The sequence below is a fragment of the Streptomyces sp. NPDC127084 genome, assembly GCF_042724175.1.
Classification (GTDB): Bacteria; Actinomycetota; Actinomycetes; order Streptomycetales; family Streptomycetaceae; genus Streptomyces.
This window is the reverse complement of sequence record NZ_JBHXFA010000023.1, coordinates 27,051-47,598: the sequence shown is the minus strand read 5'-3', so window position 1 is coordinate 47,598 and position 20,548 is coordinate 27,051. Positions and strand designations below refer to the sequence as shown.

Genomic DNA, 20,548 nt, shown 5'->3' with positions numbered 1-20,548 from the left:
CCTCCGGCCCCCCCGCGCGGGCGGCGGCCGCCGGGACCCGCCCGGCGGCACCCAACTCGGGTAGACACGGCCGGACCAGCGGCACCGCTCGTTTGCGTGCCTTCTCGCCAAGGCCGGTCCGGTCGGCGGACTCGATGGCCTTCACCCAGGTGTCCGCATCGTCCGGGTGGAGGATCATCCCTCCCTCCCCGACAGCCTCGGGAATGCCGCCTCGGGACGAGCCGACCGTGGCGACGCCGTGGAGCCCGGCCTCCACGATCACCCTGGGGAACGCATCCTCGACTTGTGAGGGAACCAGCAGCAGGTCGCTTCCGGCGTACACGGAGCCCATGGCGTAGGTGCGAGGCACCCAGCGGACATTCGGGTATCCGGTGAACTCTCGGGCGGTGTCCCACCACCCTTCGACGAGGGTGAATCGGCGGCTGGGGAGCCGGTGGATCAGATGGTGAAGGAGGGCCGAGCCCTTGGCAGGGATGGGGTTGACCATCAGCACCGCCCCTGGAGTGTGATCGGGCCCGGCGAGGTCGGCGGGGAGGGACGGGTCATCCTCCGCGGGGGCGAAGGGCGGGTAGAAGACCATGGTTTGTGTCCGGGCCGGGGTCCGCGCCCGTCCGGCAACGAACTTCGACGTGGCGAGGGCTACGTGTGGCTCGCCGTGCAGGACCCCGTGGCTGTTGGGGGAGACGGAGTGCAGCCACCCTGCCACTTTGGACGTGCGGCGGGCGAGGGCTGCGATGTCGGCTGCCCCTTCCTGTGACGTCACCACCAGCTCCGGTCGTGCCTCTCCCAGGACTTCCCGCAGGGCCTTCTCCAGGCGATCCTGCGGTACGGCCCGGCACGAGACGCTGTTCCACCGGTATCGGACTTCTCCGTCGGCTTCCTCCCACTGAGTACCGTGGGCCTGGAGATGGGCCCGCAGGTGTCCGACCTGCGCCGACCCGTTCCAGGGAGCCTCGTGGCTGCCGAGGTAGACGACCCGCCATCCAGCCCGGGCGAACTCTTCCGCCAAGAGCTGCTGGGAGACCTCCGCGCCGCCGATCAGCAACGGCGGCGGGTTCCGCCGCCACGCGAACACCACCGTCGGTCCGGTCACTGGCCACCCGCCCAGTACGTGAAGAGCGCCTGCACGACGGCCGCCGTCTCCTGCCGGTCGCCGTCCCCGGACGCGACGGCGATCTCCCTGGCTGCCGGGCGGCGGGCGCGGCTGCAGAAGTAGTCGCGGAAGCGGGCGAGGAAGGCGGGATCGTGGAGGAAGTACTCCTGTTCGACCTCGTGGTGACCGGCCGCCTTGCGCCGCAGGTGCAGCAATTCGGGCGCCACATCCAGGTACAGGGTGCAGTCCGGCCGCAGGTGCGGCATCTCCTCGACTCGCTGACGCAGTTCCGGCAGGACGCCGAAGCCATGGATCTCATCCACGGCGTGGGCATGGGCGAGGAGGGTGTCGACGGTCCGGTCCAGGACCACCAGCCCGCCATGCCGGCGGGCCACGCGAACCCGCTCGGCCTCGATCTCCATGAATGTCATGAACGCCTCGACCTGCTCGGCGGCGGACTGGGTGGAGGGGGGCGGAATGTCCTCGCGGCGCGCGAACGACTTCACGTAGCAGGAGAAGAACATCGCGTCCTGCATCGCAGGTACCCGTCGCAGCCGCCCCAGGGCGGAGGTCTTGCCTCCGTACGAGGGCCCTTCCAGACCGAGGATCATCACAAACCCCCGAGCCGGTAGAAACGCTCTGCGAACTGGCCGCGCGGACGGCCGTCCGGGGCGGGCAGCAGGTTGGCGGCGACGGTGTAGGCGTGCCGGATCGGCCGGTACATCTTCCGCGCGGGGTGCATCTGCGATCCGTGCATGTGCAGCAGGGTCACCTTGTCCAGGACGGTGGCGGTGATGTCCTCCAGCTCCGGGTCGAAGGCATCCCCAGCTCGCTGCTGGAACAGGTGCAGGTCGCACCCGGACAGCCCATAGGTGGGCCAGAAGGCGGCATCCTCCCAGAACCACCGGCAGCCCAGGCGGCGAGCCGCCTCGTGGACGGCGAGGTGGTCGGGGTGGCGGGTGACGGCGGCCGGGGCGAGCAACTCGGCCTCCTCCGTTCCGTCCAGCACCTCTGTGAGCTCGGCGGTGATCCGGTCCACCTGGGCGGGTTCGGGCGCCCGATAGGGCTTCTCGGCGTCCTTGTGCCCGAGACCGACCCGGGCGGCCCTCAGGGGTAATAGGGACTGGGCGGCCTCGCGATCCCGGAGTTGGGAGACCGTCTCCACGCTGTTGTAGGTGTTCTCAAGGGAGGGGTGGACGCTGCGGGAGCGGGTGAAGACGGTGACCACGGTCAGCGGCCGGGGACGGGCGAGGAAGGTCCCGGAGGCGGACAGGACAAAGTCGTCGTGGTGGGGCTCGATGACCACCACCGGCCGCCCGGACGGATGGCGCGGCTCGATCCAGTACGGCGACAGAGTCAGCGGCGAGGTCAGCGTCGTGATTTCCTTCGCACCGGTCAGGGAGTCCATCCAGTTCTGGTGGGCAGCCAGGAGGTCGGTGGGGAAGGTGTAGATGCCGTTGGCGTCCGGCAAGGGAAGGCGAGTCACCTGGGGTTCTCCGATCATCGGACGGTGGCGGTGTACCAGTTGCGCCACAGGCGCGGGGAGGTCAGGCCGAAACGGACGACCACGGGGTTCTGCCACCAGAGCATCCGGACCGTGGACCAGGCGTCGTAGCGACGGGTGGAGGGCCGTACCCGGAGGTCTTCCAGGAACACGACCGGCCCGCCCGTGCTGTGTCCGTATGCGGTCAGGCGGGCGAAGAACTCCGCGTCCTCGCTCATGAAGTAGTCCGGCCGGTAGCCACGGACGGCCTTGAAGGCGTCCCGGGTGCAGAACTGGTTGACCCCTTGGGCGCCGCCGTGGCGGGAGCGGTAGTGGTCCCAGTAGGCGCAGAGCAGGCGGGCCCCGAGCCGGGCGGGGGTGTAGAGGGGCGGGATCGCCCCGCCGACGGCCCCGGCGTCCATCGCGTCGGCGGCGGCCGTGATCGCCTCCAGGGGCAGGGCCACGTCGGCGTCGACGAAGAACAGCATCCGGCCATCGGCCGCGCGGGCTCCGGTGTTGCGGACCAGGCCGATGCTGCGAACCCGCTCCGTCACCACGCGGGCGCCCAGCTCCTTTGCGACGGTGGCGGTGTCGTCGGTGGAGGCGTTGTCCACGACGACTACCTCTCCGCACTGGCCGGAGACGCCCTCCCAGGCGCGCAGGGACGCGAAGACGGTGGGCAGGTAGCGGGGCAGGTAGTCCGCCTCGTTGTAGGCGGGGATAATCACCGAAAGGGCGGGATCATTCACAGCACGGTCCTTCCTGGTTGGGGAGTCAGGGCAAGGTGCAGGCGAGCCGCCCAGGCGTCGCGGTCGCGGCCTTCCCGGTGGGCGGCGTAGGTCCAGCCGCGTACGGCCTGGAAGGCCACGTAGGCGTCCAGGAGGCGCGTGTCGATGGGGCGCCCGTACGCGGCGGCCATGAACACCCGGTCGGACGGTTCCAGTGCGTCGCAGGTCACGAGGGTCTGGGCGAGGTCGTACTCGGGGACCTCCACGGTCGCGACCTCGAAGTCCACGACGTACTCGGGCAGGTGAGGCTCGCCCGCTGCGCCGGCGATGAGGCGCCGGTCGTCTCCGCGGATCACGTTCTCCAGGTGGAGGTCGCCGTGGCACCACACCAGCCGTTCCCGGCGGGCCCCACCCGCGATGACCTCAAGCGCGGGCGCGAGTCGCACGAAGACCTGCCGGGGGCAGTGGGCGGCCATGGCGCTGACCTGCTGGCCGATTCCCGGGGCCAGGCGAATCCCGGCCGGGGCCTCCGAGGTGTGGAACGCGGCCATCAGCAGCGCGAGCCGCAGCAGGGCCGCCGGACGCGGCATCTGCCCAGCCTGCACAGCGTCGTGGAGGGTCCTGGTTCCGGCGTCGGCGGTGATCAGCGCGGAGGCGGTCAGCCCGGGCACGGGGCCATGCCCGATCATGGCGGGTACTCGCACCCGTCCCGCTTCCCTCGCGGCGACAAGGAGCCGGGCCTCGTCGGCCGCGCTGTGGGAGACGTCAGCCGCGAACAGTTTCACCACCACCGGGCGGCCGTCGGCCAGTCGGACCCGGTAGACGGCCGACTTCGGCCCGGTACGGACCCGGACCGTCTCGGCCGGAGCCGATCCGGTCAGCTCCGTGCATGCCCGCTCCACCGCCGGAACCGTGCCGCCGGTCACCGGGCACCCGCCCGGCTCAGGTGCGCGAGCGTGCGGCGCATCTGCCACCGGTAGATCCGGACGTCCTCCGTGCTGGGACATGAGCGCATCCACGGCTTCTGCGAGCCGACAAAGTGGACTACGCGCCCGTCGCGGCGGGTGACCGGTCGGCGAAGAATCCGGCGGACCCAGTCCCCGCGATCGAGGAACCGGTCCACCTCGAACCGGTTGAACACCGGCTCCACCGGGTGGGCGGCATTGGAGGCCAGTAGCCACAGGTTCAGGGCGCACTGGTCGTTGTGCTTGATGTACTCCCGGCCGCTGATCAGGGCTCGCTGGACCCCGGCCCGCATGGGGGCGAGCATCATCGTGGGCGCCCACAGCATTCCGGCGTTGAAGTAGGGCCGCCCCGCCAGGTGCCGCCACCGCTCGGCGAGGCCGGGCAGGGCTGGACACTGGCCGACGGCCGGGTTGAACTCGTCCTGCACCGCACCGACCCGATCATTGGGAAGAGTGGCCAGCGGCGCGGAGATGTCGCCGCGTACGTGCACGTCGGCGTCCACGTAGATCAGAAACGGCCGGTCGAGAAAGCCCGGGGTGAACCCGAACCTCAGGTACGTGGCGACGGAGATGTAGGCGGTGTCCGCCATGACGCTCTCGCGTGGCGGGGCCTGCCAGCGCAGGTCGAAGGAGCCGAACCCGCACCGCCGGGCGAAGGACTCCATCGCAGCGGCCTGCCCCGTGGACAGGCCATTGGTCAGCATTCGCACCGCGCTGTCGCGGCGGTCGGACACCGGCAGGTGGTCGGCGACCGATCCGAGCGTGACCAGGGCGGGCAACAGGTAGCGGGCATCGACACACATGCCGATCGCGTACACGGAGGTGCCTCCAGGGAAGGGTTCGGCGGAGCCCGGCGCCGGGCTGGGCAGATGAAGGGCTTCCGGTACCGGTGCCCCCAGGCATGCCGGTACCGGAAGCGGCTCAGGAGGACCGCAGGAGGTCGGTGTTGCGTGCGAGGTGAGCCACCGATTTGGCCAGCAGGCGCAGGGCTATGGCGGGATCGCTCCCGCAGCCGTCGGCGACCTTTCGGGCGAACCGCACGGTGCTGGCTGCGATGTCCTTCTCCCGGCTTTCCGGCAGCAGCTCCGCGTACCGCTCAGCGGGGACCGCCAAGTTGCGGATGTGCCCGCGGAGCCGCTCCCGCAGTTGTACGGCGAGCGGCCCGGACGGGTGGTGGTCGGCGAGGCCGAGGGCGGTCTCGACGTCCCCGGCGACAGAGGCAGTCGCGGATGTGGGCGAAACCACTTGGCTGTTGATCGTCGGACCGTTGTCGGGGAAGCCGAGATGGCGTTGCGCTGTCACGAGCGGGCCTCCTGAACTGCCAGGCACTGGAGCAGGGGCAAGGCTGCGACCTCGTGCGGTCACCGGCCTGCCGGGGTGAAGTCGCAGTGTTCTCCGCCCGAGCCGCCTGAACGAGACCCCAAGCGCTGTCTAACGCGGCCCTTTCATGCCTAACCGATGTCTATTGGCGGCTTGCGTGGGTTTTCTCTACAACACCTCTGCGCTCAGACGCGGTTGGTGCCTAGCGTGGTCGCCGGAGGCAGAGTCCGGCGCAAGGGAGCCGCTGTGGAACGGACAGGACCGACCCTCTTCCAGACCCTGATCAATCAGCGGGGCTGGCAGGACTACCAGGTCTTCAAGAGACGGTACGAGCAGGCGGCCAAGCAGTTAGCTGAGTTGGAGGGCCCGCCCTCGCTCTCGACCGCGACCATCGAGAAACGCCAATTCTTCAGGTACGCGCATGGGGAGGTCCGCACACCGCAGACCGTCGCCCGCCGGATCCTGGAGTTCATGTTCCCCGGGATCCCCGCGGCACGGCTCCTCGGACCAGTGCCGTCCGGGCACGAGGGCGCACCGCGGAATCCTGGGGCAGCGCAACATCAGGAAGTAGAACCGTTCGAGTACGGCCTTGAGGACGCGGTGACGGCGGCGGCCAACGAGTCGGCGCGCTTCGCCGCCAGGGCAGAGAGCAGCAACGTGGGACCGCACACGCTGGAGCAGTTGGAAGCCGACATCCGCCGGATAGTCGATTCGTACCCCAACCGGCCCGTGGGGCCGCTGTTCCGCGAGGTGCGCGCTCTGCGCGACCACGCCTTCGAACTCCTCGAAGGGCGCCAGCCGCCGCAGTACACCCGCGACCTGTACGTCGGCGCCGGCGTGCTGTGCGGCGTACTGGCCAACGCGAGCTTCGACCTTGGCCGCTACGACGCAGCCGAGACCCAGGCCCGCACCGCCTTCCTCTTCGGCGAGTTGGCCGGTCACAACGGTCTCCGGGCCTGGGTGCGGGGACTCCAGGCGCTGATCTCGTACTGGGACGGGCGGCCTGCCGACGCGGTACGCCTCGCCGAATCCGGCTCGGGCTTCACACCCGAGTCGGGTACCGCGCAGATCAGGCTGGAGAGCATCAAGGCGCGGGCGTACGGTCAGCTGAACCGACCCGGCGATGCCCTCACCGCACTTGGTGCTGCCGACCACATGCGCGAGCGCCTCGCCGAGGGGGACGAGCTGCCGGGCGGCATGATGGCCTTCCCCGTCGAGAAGCAGCTCTTCTATGCCAGCAGCACCCATCTCTGGCTGGCCGGGGCCCAGCACCTGGCCGACGCCGAGGCCCGTGCCGACGAGGCGGTGGAGATGTTCCAAGCCGCCCCACCAGAGCGCCAGCGGCTCGGCGAGATGTCCCTGGCCCGCATGGACCTGGCCATGGCCCGCCTCGGCCGGGGCGACCTGGACGGCGCTGCGGCCCAGATCCACACAGTCCTCGTCACCAGCGCCCGGCGCCGCACCGAGAGCGTGGACCGTCGCATCGGCCACTTCACCCGCCAGCTGGCGCTCCACCCCGGCGCGGGTGCGCCTGTCGCGATCGGCCTGCGAGAGGCGATCATTGCCCATCAGGAACGCACCATTGCCGAACTCCCGCCAGGAGGCCACCTGTGACCACCGTGACCGTGTTGCACCCCGGCGCCATGGGATCCGCCGTCGCCGCCCAGGCCGTGGCGGCGGGACACGAGGTGCTATGGGTACCGGAGGGCCGGAGCGAGGCCACGCGGGAGCGGGCACGCATGGTGGGAGCGGTGCCGGTCGACACCCTGGCGGAGGCCCTGGAGCGGAGCTCTCTCATCCTGTCGGTATGTCCGCCGCAGGCCGCCCAACAAGTGGCTGAGCTGGTCGCCGCCCATGGCTTCGCAGGCGTCTACGTCGAAGCCAACGCGATCAACCCGCAGCGGATGCTGCACATCTCCGAGGACATCGCACCGGGGACGTCCGTGCTGGACGCCGCGATCTTCGGGCCACCGCCGGGCGGGGCTCGGACCGCCCGTCTCTACCTGGCCGGAGAAGGCTCGGCGATCGACCAGGTGGAAAGCCTGTTCAAAGACACAGCCCTGCACACCCGCCGGACCAGCGGCACCATCGGCTCCGTCTCCGCACTGAAGATGGCCTTCGCCGGCTACCAGAAAGCCGCCCGCACCCTGGCCGGCGTAGCCCACGCCCTCGCTGCCGCCCACGGCGTCGGCGAGGAACTGACCACAGAAGCCAAAGTCATGGCCGCCAACATCCTCTCCGACCCCGAATATCTCCCCAGCGTCGCGGCCCGCGCATGGCGTTGGGCGCCGGAGATGCAGGACATCGCCGATACGCTCCGCGCGGCCCACCTGCCACCGGACATGGCCGAGGCCGCAGTGACCGTGATGTCGCACTGGGAACGAGACAAGGACCGACACGACCTCTCGGTCGCGGACGTCCTCGCCCACCTGCGGAGGCCCAGCATCTGATCGCAGCAGACGCCGAACAAATGCCGCGCAGCACCCGGCTTCGCACTGCTGTGCTCGTCACGTGGGTGTCTCCGCAAGCTCGGTGATTCCCACTTCAGCGCGCCGTGTTCGGTGGTGAGCTGCTGAATCTGGCGGTCAGTTCGTCGACGCGGGTCTCCGGCGGCGGCCTGGTCGAGTTGTTGGCCGAGCTGCCTGCGCAACGCATCCTTGAGTTTGTCCCGCTCGCCGCAGAGCGCGGTGATCCCCTGCCGGGCCAGCTCCAGGTCTGTCTTCAATCCCGTCGCACTTGGCGGAGTTACTGGTATCCCTTCTTCTGCAGTCTTGCGACTGATGGGGTCGTGGGGGCGAGCTCGGCAAGGAAGCAGCTCACACGTTCCAACTGGTCACTGGCGCGGGTGGTGAGCGCGTCCAGGGGGCTGGCGCCTGCCAGGGACTCTGCGGCGCGCTCCAGCGCCGGCACGCGACGGGGGCGGGCGTGGTCGGCGAACACCTCGTCGAGGTGCGGGCCGGTGATCTGGACGGGGCCCACGCGGCGGCCTTGGACCGTCAGGGACATGTAGTGCTCGTATCGGTTTAGTGCTGCAACGACGGCCGGGGTGGGGTTCTCGCCCCATTCCGAGGTGATCGGGGCGATCGCGGACTGTGAGCCGGCGGTGGAGGCGAGCGTGGAGGCGTTCTGGACCAGGGACAGTCGCACCGAGATGGGCAGGCGGGCCAGGAGCTGGGTCATGCCGTGGACGTGGACTTTGTACTTGCGGAAGTCTTCGAACATGGAGGCGATGGTCTCGGGGGCGGCGCCGGTCAGGGTGATGAGCTCGTCGAAGTACGCGCGGAACGGCACTCGTGCTGCTTCGGGTGTATCGCGGCGAGAGCGCACGGCGCGCAGCAGGTCGCGAGCGAGCAGGGCAGTGATCAGCCGGTCGGTGGGCCCGTTTCCGCCGGGGCACACCCACACGATCATCTTCGTGTCCATCGCGGCGCGAATGTTGTAGCGGCCGGTTGGCTGCCCGAGGAACGCGCGGGTGACGGGGTTGGCGGCGAGCCGGGCGATCGGGTTGAGGACCACGGCGAAGGAATCGACGGGCAGCGTCGGGAAAACCGTCTTCCACCACGCGTGGGTCTCCTCGTCCACGCGCCCCTGAACACCGGTGAGTGCGGCCGTGCGGAAGACCGGGTCGGTGAGCATGGCCCGCACGTGGAAGATCGTGGTCTGGTCTTCAGGGCGCCCTGCCCGGCAGGCTGCTTCGTTGACGGCCACCAGTACCGCCAGGCAGGCGGTGAGGATGGTCAGTGCGCGAGGGGCGCTTGCGTCGTCCCAGCCGAGCGCGGACGCGTAGGCGTCCGCGGTGGCCTCGACGACCTCGTGCGGTACCTGTCCTTGATGCATGCCGATCGGGTTCCATGAACTCACCTGCGGCGCGGGGCCGTGGGCGCCGAGGTCGATGAGCGCGATCCGGTCCGTCAACGTGTCGTGGGCCAGGAACGGCAGCGAACGGGGCCAGGAGTCGCGGTGCGGGTCGACGAACATCAGACCGCCCCCGGCGTGCGCCCAGCCGATCGCCTGCGCGAGCGCCCGCTCCGTCTTCCCCCCGCCTGCCTTGCCCACGCCGACCTCGAATAGGGTCTCCTTCGCGTAGGTGGCCACGAGGCGTCGGCGGCCATCGGGGCCGCGGTAGCTGCCCTGCAGCAGCAACTGCGGATTTCCGAACTCGAAGGTCGGCAGGTCCGAGGCGAGCAGCGGAAGACGGCAGTGCTTAGTGGGCGGCTTGAGCAACCCGGCCAGTTCTTCCAAACGGACCCAGTTCGCGCGGGGCGGCTGGCAGTGACCCCACTTCCAGCGCCGCTCGAAGCCCTTCCGGCTGGGCCAGCGGTCCGCTCCGAGGCGCCACGGACCAAGGCGCCACCCGCGCATCGCCCACCGTGCGCCGCCGCCGAACACGTCGAAGCCGGCCTGTATCTGGGCGAGTCTGGCCTGCGCCCGGCCTTCGGTGTTCGACGCGCACATCACCAGCAGCTGCACGCGCACCAGATGGTCGTCCTCGGCGAGCTTGCCCAGAACTTCCCGCGCCTCCACCCGGCGGGGAACCGGCGGCATGACCAGCCGGCGCCCACTCCCGCCGCCGCCCTTGCCACTCGCCAGCTGCTGCACCTGCCACATCCAGGAGTCCTCGATACCGGTCGCGTCCTGACGCACCCACCTGGCCGCCCGCTGAGCCTCACGCCGTTCCCGGCGGCGGGCATCTGCCATCAACTGAAGACGGCGCGCCCGCAAGGCCCACTTGGGGGCACGCTGGATATCGAGCCGAATCTCCGCCAGGTCGCCCAGTTCCGCCCGCAGATCACAGACGGCATCGACAAGGGGCTGCAACGGATCCGGGTCGAGCGGGACCTCCCGCAGGGGGGCCGTGGGCTTGCCGCGCAGAACGAACTCGGCCCGCACCACGTGCTCGCGTGCCTTGTCGGCCACGGGACGGGCCCGTTCGACGGATACGGCGGGGCCGAAGGGCGTGATGGACAGCAAGCGCTCTGCCCCGGCGGGGCCTTCGATCCGGTAGCGCAGCGGACTCGAGCCATCGGCGCGAAGCCGGATCTGCACGGTCTTCGACCGCCTGGGCGCCCACCACGGCATACTCGTCGACGCCCGCGCGAGCTGGACCCCGCGGCGGAAGATCTCCTCCAGCCCGGGGTCGAAGTGCCGGGTCGGCACGAGTTCCAGCGCCATCCGCTCGGCCGAAGCCTTCCTCGCCAGACGGCGCACCACCATCTCGCCCGCGGCCCAAAGGACGAGGGCGACCGCCACCACCACATACCAGTAGGTGGTGATCCAGCAGGCAGTGCCGAGCAGGACGTGCAGCAGATCCACGATCGGATCGGCCACCGTCATCAGAGCCGTGTCTTTGGCATCCACGCGGACGCTCCTTTCGTCGACGTGCGGGTGAAGTACCAGTTGGTGACGCGCCGGTCGGTGAAGGTGCCGCCGCGGTCGGCGCCCGCCCACACCAGGTGCACCACCGCTATGTCGGGGTTGCCGGCCCGGCGGGCGACGGCGGCTTGGATGCGGAAGCGAGCCATAGCGAATGCCGGTGCGAACACCTGGTCCGGGTCGCCGAAAACCGTGGGCCACGTGGCGCGGCCGACCCCGGTGGCATCCGCCCGCAGCAAGCCCCGTCCCGCTGTGAGGAGCTGTCGCGCATCAGCGGGGGCGAGATCGGCGGGCCAGGCATCCTCCAGCGACTGCTGGATGGCGGCATCGCCGGCCGCACCCTCGCCGTGCGGGGGCAGCGCGGACGCACCCTGCTGCATCGACGCCGTGGAGGGCGAGGCATGCGTGGACTCTTTGGCCTGCGCGGCCCGGTCTGCGGAGGGCAGCGGCGCGGGAGGGGCCGCGGGCCGGCTCCCTCCGGGCATTGTCAGCAGGAACACCCCGACCACGGCCAGAACCACGGCGATGGTCAGCAGCAGGCGCGGCGAGCGCGCGGGGGATACGGTCACAGCAGTCGGGCCCCTCCCGCGTATCCCGGCATGGCGTTGACCGCATCGAGGCGGACAACAGCGTCTGGCCTGGGGGCGTTGACCATCTGTCCGTTGCCCACGAATATCCCTACGTGATGGATCGTCGCGTCGCGGCCGGGAGCGTCGGCGTAGAAGACGAGATCGCCGGGCTTGAGCGCACCGGGACCGGCACCGGCGGGGATGCGCCGTCCGGCACCGGCCTGTGCTGCCGCGGTACGCGGCAGCAGGATGCCGACTTTCGCGTACGCGTAGACGACCAGGCCTGAACAGTCGAAGCCCTTGATGTGCGCGCCGCTCTTCCCGCTGGGGGAGCAGCACCCACCCGTGCTCGCCCCACGGGCGTTGCCGCCGCCCCACGAGTACGGCACACCCCGTTGGGCCAGGGCTGCCTCGAGCACGATGCGGACCTTCCCCGACACGTTCGTCATGTCGGGGCCCTGGGAGGCTGCCGCCGTGTACTGGTCGATCCAGTTCAGCACGTTGGCGACGTACTCGTGGGAGCGGTTGTACTGAAAGATCGCGGCCTTGAGCTGAGACCGCTTGGCCAGGTCGCGTCCGTTGCCGCAGAGATAGACAGCGGCACCGAGGGCGGCGTCGTCCGCGTTGTGCGGATCAGCGACGTTGTCGCCACCCGCATCTCTGCCGCTGCCCTCCCACGTGGACGGCAGGAACTGGAACGGGCCCACCGCGCGCTCCCCGCTGGCGGTGCCATCCCAGCGGCCTCCGTCGGTGTCGGGGAAAACAGTGGTGTTGCCGCCGGCCCCGGATCCGTTGAGGAGCACCCCGTAGATCTTCGGACGGATGACACCGGTCTCGGAGATGCTTCTGCCGACAGCGTGGTTGGACTCGACCTTGGCGATCGCGGCAAGGACGGGCCAGCGCGTGCCCCGGCACCGGGAAGCATGCTTCGCGATCTGCTGGACGGCCCTCTTGTAGGCGCTCAGCATCCGCGGGGGGATATCCGCTGCGGTGCCACCCCCGGTGATCTGACCCTCGTCCTGCGCCCGGGTCTTCAGCGCAACGGCCGCGCTGATCGCATGGGTGACAGGAGCGGTACAGCACACAGCGGCGAACAGGATCAGCACGGTGAGGCACCCCCACCGCCTGATTCGGCGCGAGGCCCGCTTCACCCGTCGCCACCGCCGTCGCGTTCCTGGCGCAGTCGCTCGGCTTCGGGCGCGGTCCGCCGCATCAACTCCTGCATCCGCGTACGGGCCTCCTGACGCGCCCTGTCACGGGCGCTGGTTCCGCCGGGAAGCACCGGCGAAGTCCTCGCTGGTGCCGCGCTCGCCGGGCCGAGACCGCTTGTGATCCTGGTCGGGGAGCTCGGCGATGCCCCGCTCGTGGTGCCCGTTCGTGCCGCGGGGGGCTCGGTGGGGCGCACTGGGGCGGGCGTCGAGCGAGTCGTGGAGCTATCCGAGCCTGGTGTGTGACCCGGCCCACGCGGACGTAGCGGGGGAGTCGCCGCCGTCGCTGTCGGCAGGCGCCGGCTGGTGAAGGGGCCATCCCCACTTCGGTCGTCGTTGTTCTCCCTGAGCACGCGGGAGACGTGGCGTCCCGCGTCTGCCCAGGCACGGCCGTCCTCGCGGACGGTGTTGGCCCATACCCGTACCTGCTGGCGTGCATCCTGCGCGTACCGCGAACCGCCCTGGCCAGCCCGACGGACATTCGCCGGCAGGCCGACACTCGCCCCGTATGCGGCGCGGCCACCCCGGTGGAGGATGCGGTACCCGCGCAGGCGGACCAGGCGGTTGTGGGCACGCGTCGACAGGAGCGTGCGGTCGGTGTTCTGGTCGTGCAGCACCTGCCCCGAGTCGCGGTCGACGATCCGGCCGTCCTCATCGCGATATCGATGGGGCGGACCACCAGGGGTGCGCGGCCCCCCTCCGCCCCCGTCGGCACCACCCCCCGTTCCCGGACCACCCGCGTCCGGGTCGCCGCCGGTTGTGGCCTTACGCCACCTGGCCAACTGCTCATCGCCTGGACGCCGACCGATCAGCAACCAGTGGCCGCCCTTGGCTCCGAGCCGCGCACCCAGCCCACCCGCGGCCGCCGCCGCGGTGAGCGGGGCCAGTCCCCGGCCGGCTTCGGCCGTGGCGTCGGCGAACATCCGGCCCGTATCGACGGGCATGCCGGCACCGTCGACCAACGAGGACAGCGCGCCCATGAGCCTGTGGCGCGTGCCGAGCACCCCGAACCGGCCGCCACCTGCGAGGGCGAAGGCGCGCAGCCCCCCGCTGTATCCGCTCATCGCGGCGGGGGAGTTCATGGCGAGCGCGGCCCCGAGCTCAGAGGTGTCGCCGGGCAGGTGCGTACCGCCCACCTTGGCGTAGCGCATGCGCATCGCCATGCGCTGTCCGAAGGAGGTGATGCCCGTCAGCAGCCTGCGGTGTCCGGCGGCGCCGACGATGGCGAGCACGTCGATCAGCAGGATCCGTTCCACCACGAGATCGGGGCCGTCGGTGAGGATCACGTCCATGGCGATGGCGAAGAACGGCACGAAGGCGCAGATCCCTACCAGCGCCAGCACCGCGATGCCCCACAGCGACAGCCACTTCCACACCGACTGGCGCGGTGGTCCGGGCAGCATGGCCGCGATGAACGTGACCCCGCCGACGGCCGCCGCCGCAGCGGCGACACCTTGCGTGCCGAGGAGGACGGTGGCGCTGGACAGCAGCATGCCGCACACGAACACCGCGGCGATCAGCAGCAGGACAGCGCCGCCGATGCGCCACCAGGTCGGCTCTTTGGCGTACTCGGCACACGCCTCGCCGACCTTGCCGGCCTTCTTGAGATCCGCCACGAACGCGGCGAACTCTCTGTCCTCTTCACTGGTCAGTGGGCTGAGCGTGTCCAGGAGCTCCCCACCTGGAGTGATCTGGGGAAGCTCGGCCGGGTCGGTCTGGCAGTACTTCTTCGCGTGGTCGGAGAGATAGCGGCACCGATCCTCGGCGCCGTCTCCAGCAGCCTGGCCGTCGCTGATGCAGTAGTCCTGCGCGATCCCCGCCACCCTGTCGCACGGATCCTCGCCGTCGGCCTTGCCGGTGCGTGACCTGTAGTCGCCGGAGACCCACCTCAGATGCACGGCGTAGGCCTCGCGGTCGGAGGCCTTGCCCGGATCGAGGACGCGCCCGTACTGCAGCAGCATGTACGGCTTGACGACGAGCGCGTTGGTGAGGGAGTCCTGGATGGGGCGAGCCACCTCCGCGGACTCGGCCGGCTTGCTGGCTTCGCGCTTCAGGCAGGCTCGCTCCGCCAGGCCTGTCATGTTGAAGCACGGCCCCCAGGCGGAGATCTTGCCGCCCCAGTCGTAGGCGTTGACCGTCGACTGGGCCACCTCCGCACCCACTTGCTGGGCTTGCCCCAAGGGGCCGTCCTCGGCCAGCAGGTAGTCAGGGCGGACGAACGCGGACGCGGCCAATGCCGCGAGCAGCAGAGTCAGGAACATCTCGCCCAGGCCGCGGCCGACGCGCCCGCGCACGAGCATGAAGCCGACGAACACGAACGCCCAGGCCAGCAGCAGCCCCTTCAACCCGAGGGCGTCGACCACCAGCGTGTTGTAGACGTCGGAAACCTTCTGAGCGGGGTCGGTGAGGATCTTCAGCAGCGGAAACCGGAAGGCGAATTCAATGGCCCACCCCGCCAGCCCCACCAGCATCCGGATGAGCGTGAACACGCCGGACAGTCCGAACGCCAGGGCCTGTGATTCGAAGTCGACGATCGAGCCGCCTTCGGCGTTCAGCTCGTAGCCGTTGATCGGCACACCTTCGGAAGAGGTGATATTCAGCGGAGCCAGCAAGTCACCGGTCTCGCTGTTGCTGCTTGCGGCGTACACGACCTGCGTGTTCACCACGAGGAACACGCACGTGAGCAACACGACGAAACCTGCCGAACGCACGGTCGCACGATGGGGACGCAGCACGTCAACGCCGCCTTTGCCCAGCGGCGCCGCGCAGCCGCCACACCACCAAGGCAGCCACACCCGCACCGGCGGACAGCAGCCTCCACGCTCCACCGGCCACGTCATGCCGACCGGAGGCGGAGCTCGGGGCGCCACGCTCGCAGTACGCCATGGCCCGGCCCACGAGCAGGTCGCAGGGATCTCGATGCGCGGTGTCGGCGGCAAAGGCTTCTCCGGTGTGCGGCCACCACCCGTCCCGCACGCCCACCCCCACAGCGAGCATGACCGCTCCAGCCACGACGGCGATCACGGCGAGGACGCTTGCGGCGGCGACGCGCTTCGAGCGATCCCACGACAAAGTGGTCATCAGACGGTTTCCTTCGGACGGGTCTGTGCGGCTTCACCGGCGTGCGGCTTCGGCACGGAGGGTGGGGCAGAGCCTGTGCGGCGTCCTGGCGTGGTGGTGATGGAGGTGGTGATGCGCTCGATGCGGGGGATGGAGACCTTGATGCGGCCGGTGTTCTGCCGCGGGCAGGTCAGCAGGAACTCGCCCTCCCGGCCCTTCTGGCCGACGGGGGACAGACCGGTGGTCACCAGCCGCAGCAGCTCCACGTCGTTCGGGTCGAGCCCGACGAACTCCAGTCCGCGGCGGGCGCGCTCACGGTCGGCGGTGCGGGCGAGGGCGCGGTAGGCCATCAGGCCGCGGTCGGGGCCGAGTTCCTCAGCGTCGTGCGAGCCCGCCAACAGGCCAGCGCCGTGCTTGCGGCCGTCGTGGAGGATCTCGTGTACAAGGGCCGTGCCTTCGGCGGACGAGGTGAGCCAGTACAGCTCGTCCAGTACCACTGCGGTGAACCGCTCGGGGTCCTCGAAAGCCGTCTGCCGGGCGATCGCGGCGACCAGGTAGAGCACCGCCCGGCCGATCAGCGCCTCCAGCGGCTGTTGGTGCAGGATCTCGGGGTTGGCGAACGCGGCCTTCGGGGGCAGCTTCAGACCCGTGGTGGTGATCACGATCATGTCGGAGGCGCTGGAGGCGTCCAGCCGCACCGGCGGCAGCGTCGGGTCGAAGACCATCCGGGCCAGGGAGTCGGTGGCGACGACCCGGATGAGGCCGGCGAGGGTGGCGGCCGCGTCCTGCCGTTTTCCCGCCTCGCGAGTGGCCATCTCCTCGAGGACCTCAAGGACGCGGTGCATGGAGGGGGCGTCGCTGAGGGCGGCCTGCTCGACGGCGTGGTGGAGGACCTCGCCGCTGGTGCTCATCGGGCCGATGCCGAGCTGCAGGGTGAGGTAGGACAAGGCGTAATGCCGTCCCTCGGGCCCGTCGAACATGCGCAGCGGGTCGATGGACACCTCGGCCTGCGCGGCGTCGATGATCTGGACGCGGCCCTTGGCGGCGGTGCGCGCGAAGGTCGCCCACTCGCGCACGGGGGTACGGTCGATGCAGATCGCGCAGCCGCCCCGCGCCCACACCGCCTCCGCAATCAGCTTCTGCAGGACGCTCTTACCCGCGCCCAGATCCCCGACGATGCCCATCGACGCCGATGCGTCGACCTTGGGCGCATCCGCCACGTTGATCATGACGGGGCGGGTGGTACCGCAGTCCAGGTCGAACCCGAGGAACATGCCGTTGGGATCGCCGACCTCCGCAGCGGTGAAGGCCCCGCCCAGCGCCCAGTCTTCGGAGACCTGGTGCTGGGTGAACTCCCGTACGACCCCCGGCCGTACGGTGCCGGGCAGCCCCAGGGTGAAGAGGGCCTCCTGCAGGCCGGCCGGGCGCACGGCCCGGTAGTCGGCGCCGCCGAGCAGCGCGGCCAGGGCGCGGGCCCTCGCGTCGCAGACCGCGGCGGTCGGCCCCCACACCGTCAGCACCGTCACCGACTGCACCTCGACCTCCACGCTGGTGCGGGAGAGACGGGCATCGAGCTCGCCCAGATCGCGGGCGGCCTCGGTGAGCGAGGCGGGCATGCCCGTAGGGCGGGCGTCGTACTGGTCGGCCTGGTCGATGAGTTCGTTCTTCTTGCGCCGCACCTGGTCGCGGGCCTTCTCCGCGGGTACGAGCGTCAGGTCGACGGTGTAGTCGACCGGGAAGTCGAGCAGCTCCAGCTGGGCGAACAGGTCGGCGGCGTCCTGGCTGACCACGGGCGGGCACTCGGCCAAAGCGAGCTGCGCCTGGTAGCCCACCCCATTGTCGGACTCGACCTGCAGCCAGCGCCGCCCGAGCGGTGAGCCGGTGTTCACTCGCCACCAGGCCTTGCGGCCCGACCGGGTGATCCGGCCCGCGCTCTTGAGCTCGTCGACATCGGCGATGGCGGGGTCGATGCCTCCTTCCTGCAGGCGGACCTGACCGAGGTCGGCATAGCTGGGGGAGCGCAGCACCCCATCCCGGATCTGCCCGCCGTACATCTCGCTGGCCTCCGCCTCCGCCAGCAGCGGCTCGGCAAGGCCGCGGTGCAAGGCGTGCTGGATCATCCACACGATCTCCGCCGGGCGGGCCGGGCGGAAGGCGATGCCGCCGGCGAGCGCGGCCTCCACCCGCGAGGCCTGCTCGCGATACGCGCTCACCTCTCGTCGGGCCACCGGCGCCGGCCGCATGCCCAGCATCGGCGCGACCTCGGCCCACGTCGCGCCGAGGGACGCCGACACCTGAAGGCTGCCTTTTGTGGTCTGCAGGGGCACGGCCAGCCACAGGGTGCGGCGGTGCATCTCTTGGTCGTCGAGCAGATCCAGGGCGGCGTCGACGTTCTCCACCCACGGGTGCCGGCCCGCACCGGGTGCCTGCTCGGCCGGCTCGATGCCCTCGATCATGCGCAGGGCGATCTCGCCCGGGTCGACCTGGGCGCACATGCCGTACAGGCGCGGGGCTCCGGCCAGCGAGCGCACCAGGTGAGTGGTCTTCGCCAACTGCTCGTCGCGGACGGCGGCGGGCACATAGGTGCCCTGGACGGCCTCCTCGCGGCGTCCCTGCGCGTCCGGGCCGGGGTGAAGGCGGTAGACGGCCCACACGCTGCCCTGCGTCGACCACACCAGATGCCCGGCGATGTGACGGATCGGAACCCTCACCGCGCACCCCCTTGCGCCGAGAGCGCGAGCAACTGCTGCACACCCGACATCGGCCCCGCCATGGCGGGAGCAACCGCCTGTGGGCGGCGGGGCGCGGACGAGCGCACTGCGGCCGGACTCGGGCGTAGCCCTGGGGCTGGACGCCGCTGAACCACACGGGAAGCCACGGCCTGAACAGCGCAATGGGGCGCGGGCGTGTCCTCGATGGTGAAGCCGCCGAGCAGCGGGTGGCCGGCACGATCGCGGGCGGCCCGCCCGCCGATCCGCCCTCCGCGGGGCTGCCAGCCGAGCAGCACCCAGCCCAACGCGGCCTGCATCGGGGCCCGGCCCCGGATCCGCGGCCGGCGCACCATCCAGATGGCCAGGATCCAACCAACGAGGGGGACCGGCCCCATCCACGACCACCAGGCGATGGTCTTGACCAGAAGGAAGCCGCCACCGACGGCGACCGCGATCTGCGCAGGCGTGTACGGACCGAGCGGAATCTTCCAGTCCGCGACCTTCCCCAGCACCCACGGATGGCGGCGTGCTGCGGTGTAGAAGCGGCCCACCCGGGCGGCGGCCGCGGTCACAGCAAGCCCCCAGCGCCCGGCGAGCGTTCAAGGGAAGCCGGCAGTTCGGGCTGGACGGTGCCGGAGACGGCGGGGGCGCCCTTGGACGGGTTCTTCACCTCGTCGGTGAACATGTTCGCCAGGTCGTTGCGCGCGTCGTACAGACCCAGCGCGATCACCATCAGCAGCAGGGCACCAATTCCCGCTTTGAGGCTGAACTTCTGGATCATGATGACGACGACCAGGCAGATCAGACCGGCCTGCAGACCCTTGGTCGCCCAGTCCTTGAACATGGTGATCCACGAGTTGCCGAGGTCGTCCAGTTGCCCGGCGAGCATCAGGCCGTGCACCGTGTTCATCAAGAACCCCCGTCCTGAGCCGTGCCGGACTCCAGCGCGGCGACTTCCGACCGGCCCGAGCGGGCCTTGAGCGTGAGCTCGTATCCCAGCGGCCACCGACCACCGGCGTCCCGGGCCTCCACCGAGGCCAGGACACGCACCGCCGTACCGTCACTCGGAACCTGCTCCGCGGCCGCCGTCTCCTGGACGGCCCACATCTGCTCGACGGCGACCGCCGTGTACGGGGCGGGGGAGACGGCGGACAGTTGGACACCGGGCGCCAGATAGCGGTCGATCTCGCCGGCCCCCGTCAGGTAGGCGGCGAGGAACTGCCCGACGGCCAAGGACAGATCCCCCGCAGGGACGGTCACGGCGTACGGCGACTTCGGCACCTCGGCCCGGGAAGGGCCAGCCACCACGCTGGGCGCTCCGGTCACCGTGAACGAGGAGCTCCCGCTGTCGGCGGCCACCGGTACGGCGTAGTACCGCACCGACCCGTCGGCGTACTGCGCAGCCACCGTCACCGCCCACGCACCGCCTGCGCGCTGCGCACTGCGCACCGACGTCACCGACGAAGGCGCCGACTGCGCATCGACGGCCACGCCGGGCAGATCGACGTGGGGCGCCAACGACTGCGCAAGCCGCGCCTGCGCACTCGTCTCATCGTTGGCGCTGCTGCGCAGCCACGCGGCGATGAACACCTGCGCATAGCCGCCCGGGTCGACAGCCGCAGCCGTGCGCACCGGGATGGGCTTGGCGGCGGGGATCGCCGCCACCGTGGTCGCAGGGGAGGCGACGGCGACGCACAGGGCGACGGGGCCGGCCGCGATGACAGTCCAGACTGCCACGCGTGAGAGGCGTACGCGGCGGCGCATCGCCTCCAAGCGGGCGCCGGCCGCCATCGGGGCCACGGCCTCGCCCTGCGGGACCTGCTTTCCAGGGGACATGGTCAAACTCCCAGGTCGGAACGAATGTTGCTGACCTTGAGAAAACCCGTCGACCCCGACCCGACCACCGACCACGAACCCCCGACCGCGATCACGATGGGGACACGAAGTCCGTGGTCGGGTCCAGCAGGCCGGCCCTGGCAAGCACCGAAAGCTGCCGCTGACCCTCCGCCTCGTCCGTGCCCAGCAGGGCCGCGGCTGT

General features: G+C 70.5%; 18 protein-coding genes. 2 read left to right on the top strand and 16 right to left on the bottom strand.

Annotated features, from left to right (window positions below; translation table 11 throughout):
• The 7 genes from ACFWI9_RS08495 to ACFWI9_RS08465 form a co-directional block, all read right to left on the bottom strand.
• Nucleotides 1-1,093, bottom strand: a 1,093-nt coding sequence (locus ACFWI9_RS08495; RefSeq protein WP_387159923.1) for a glycosyltransferase, incomplete at its 3' end; no start/stop codon positions are given.
• A complete protein-coding gene (locus tag ACFWI9_RS08490) occupies nucleotides 1,090-1,704 on the bottom strand; it encodes a hypothetical protein (RefSeq protein WP_387159922.1) in 615 nt (204 codons plus the stop codon). The genes ACFWI9_RS08490 and ACFWI9_RS08495, both read right to left, overlap by 4 nt.
• Nucleotides 1,704-2,579 carry a PIG-L deacetylase family protein gene (locus ACFWI9_RS08485; RefSeq protein WP_387159920.1) on the bottom strand — a complete coding sequence of 292 codons (876 nt, stop codon included), beginning with the start codon at nucleotides 2,577-2,579 and terminating at the stop codon, nucleotides 1,704-1,706. The genes ACFWI9_RS08490 and ACFWI9_RS08485 overlap by 1 nt, the downstream gene beginning before the upstream one ends.
• A 14-nt stretch (nucleotides 2,580-2,593) precedes the next feature.
• A complete protein-coding gene (locus ACFWI9_RS08480; RefSeq protein WP_387159919.1) occupies nucleotides 2,594-3,325 on the bottom strand; it encodes a glycosyltransferase in 732 nt (243 codons plus the stop codon).
• Nucleotides 3,322-4,206 (bottom strand): phosphotransferase, encoded by an 885-nt coding sequence (locus tag ACFWI9_RS08475; RefSeq protein WP_387159917.1) that lies wholly within the window; start codon nucleotides 4,204-4,206, stop codon nucleotides 3,322-3,324. Before ACFWI9_RS08475 ends, ACFWI9_RS08480 begins: the two co-directional genes overlap by 4 nt.
• 20 nt (nucleotides 4,207-4,226) lie before the next feature.
• Complete coding sequence (locus ACFWI9_RS08470; RefSeq protein WP_387159915.1) at nucleotides 4,227-5,087, bottom strand: glycosyltransferase family 8 protein; 861 nt, start codon at nucleotides 5,085-5,087, stop codon at nucleotides 4,227-4,229.
• A gap of 103 nt (nucleotides 5,088-5,190) precedes the next feature.
• Nucleotides 5,191-5,571, bottom strand: a complete 381-nt coding sequence (locus tag ACFWI9_RS08465) for a DUF6415 family natural product biosynthesis protein (protein ID WP_387159913.1) — start codon at nucleotides 5,569-5,571, stop codon at nucleotides 5,191-5,193.
• A gap of 264 nt (nucleotides 5,572-5,835) precedes the next feature.
• On the opposite strand from ACFWI9_RS08465, the gene ACFWI9_RS08460 reads away from it, so the two are divergent.
• Nucleotides 5,836-7,203 carry a hypothetical protein gene (locus tag ACFWI9_RS08460; protein WP_387159911.1) on the top strand — a complete coding sequence of 456 codons (1,368 nt, stop codon included), beginning with the start codon at nucleotides 5,836-5,838 and terminating at the stop codon, nucleotides 7,201-7,203.
• The gene (locus ACFWI9_RS08455; protein WP_387159909.1) at nucleotides 7,200-8,039 is read left to right on the top strand and encodes a DUF1932 domain-containing protein; all 840 of its coding nucleotides are present in this window, start codon (nucleotides 7,200-7,202) and stop codon (nucleotides 8,037-8,039) included. Before ACFWI9_RS08460 ends, ACFWI9_RS08455 begins: the two co-directional genes overlap by 4 nt.
• A gap of 295 nt (nucleotides 8,040-8,334) precedes the next feature.
• On the opposite strand, the gene ACFWI9_RS08450 is transcribed toward ACFWI9_RS08455, so the two are convergent.
• The 9 genes from ACFWI9_RS08450 to ACFWI9_RS08410 form a co-directional block, all read right to left on the bottom strand.
• Nucleotides 8,335-10,803: an ATP/GTP-binding protein gene (locus tag ACFWI9_RS08450; RefSeq protein WP_387159948.1), complete on the bottom strand. Its 2,469-nt coding sequence runs from the start codon at nucleotides 10,801-10,803 to the stop codon at nucleotides 8,335-8,337.
• A 119-nt stretch (nucleotides 10,804-10,922) separates the two neighbouring features.
• A complete protein-coding gene (locus tag ACFWI9_RS08445) occupies nucleotides 10,923-11,531 on the bottom strand; it encodes a hypothetical protein (RefSeq protein ID WP_387159907.1) in 609 nt (202 codons plus the stop codon).
• Nucleotides 11,528-12,637, bottom strand: a complete 1,110-nt coding sequence (locus tag ACFWI9_RS08440) for a C40 family peptidase (protein WP_387159903.1) — start codon at nucleotides 12,635-12,637, stop codon at nucleotides 11,528-11,530. Before ACFWI9_RS08440 ends, ACFWI9_RS08445 begins: the two co-directional genes overlap by 4 nt.
• Before the next feature lie 41 nt (nucleotides 12,638-12,678).
• The gene (locus tag ACFWI9_RS08435) at nucleotides 12,679-15,450 is read right to left on the bottom strand and encodes a hypothetical protein (protein ID WP_387159901.1); all 2,772 of its coding nucleotides are present in this window, start codon (nucleotides 15,448-15,450) and stop codon (nucleotides 12,679-12,681) included.
• Nucleotides 15,451-15,475: 25 nt separating this feature from the next.
• Entirely contained in the window at nucleotides 15,476-15,820 is a 345-nt protein-coding gene (locus ACFWI9_RS08430; protein WP_387159899.1) for a hypothetical protein, read from the bottom strand.
• Nucleotides 15,820-18,510: an ATP-binding protein gene (locus tag ACFWI9_RS08425; RefSeq protein ID WP_387159897.1), complete on the bottom strand. Its 2,691-nt coding sequence runs from the start codon at nucleotides 18,508-18,510 to the stop codon at nucleotides 15,820-15,822. Before ACFWI9_RS08425 ends, ACFWI9_RS08430 begins: the two co-directional genes overlap by 1 nt.
• Nucleotides 18,507-19,082: a hypothetical protein gene (locus ACFWI9_RS08420; RefSeq protein WP_387159895.1), complete on the bottom strand. Its 576-nt coding sequence runs from the start codon at nucleotides 19,080-19,082 to the stop codon at nucleotides 18,507-18,509. Before ACFWI9_RS08420 ends, ACFWI9_RS08425 begins: the two co-directional genes overlap by 4 nt.
• Nucleotides 19,079-19,420, bottom strand: a complete 342-nt coding sequence (locus ACFWI9_RS08415) for a hypothetical protein (RefSeq protein WP_387159894.1) — start codon at nucleotides 19,418-19,420, stop codon at nucleotides 19,079-19,081. The genes ACFWI9_RS08420 and ACFWI9_RS08415 overlap by 4 nt, the downstream gene beginning before the upstream one ends.
• Complete coding sequence (locus ACFWI9_RS08410) at nucleotides 19,420-20,346, bottom strand: conjugal transfer protein (protein WP_387159892.1); 927 nt, start codon at nucleotides 20,344-20,346, stop codon at nucleotides 19,420-19,422. Before ACFWI9_RS08410 ends, ACFWI9_RS08415 begins: the two co-directional genes overlap by 1 nt.
• Nucleotides 20,347-20,548: the final 202 nt, after the last annotated feature.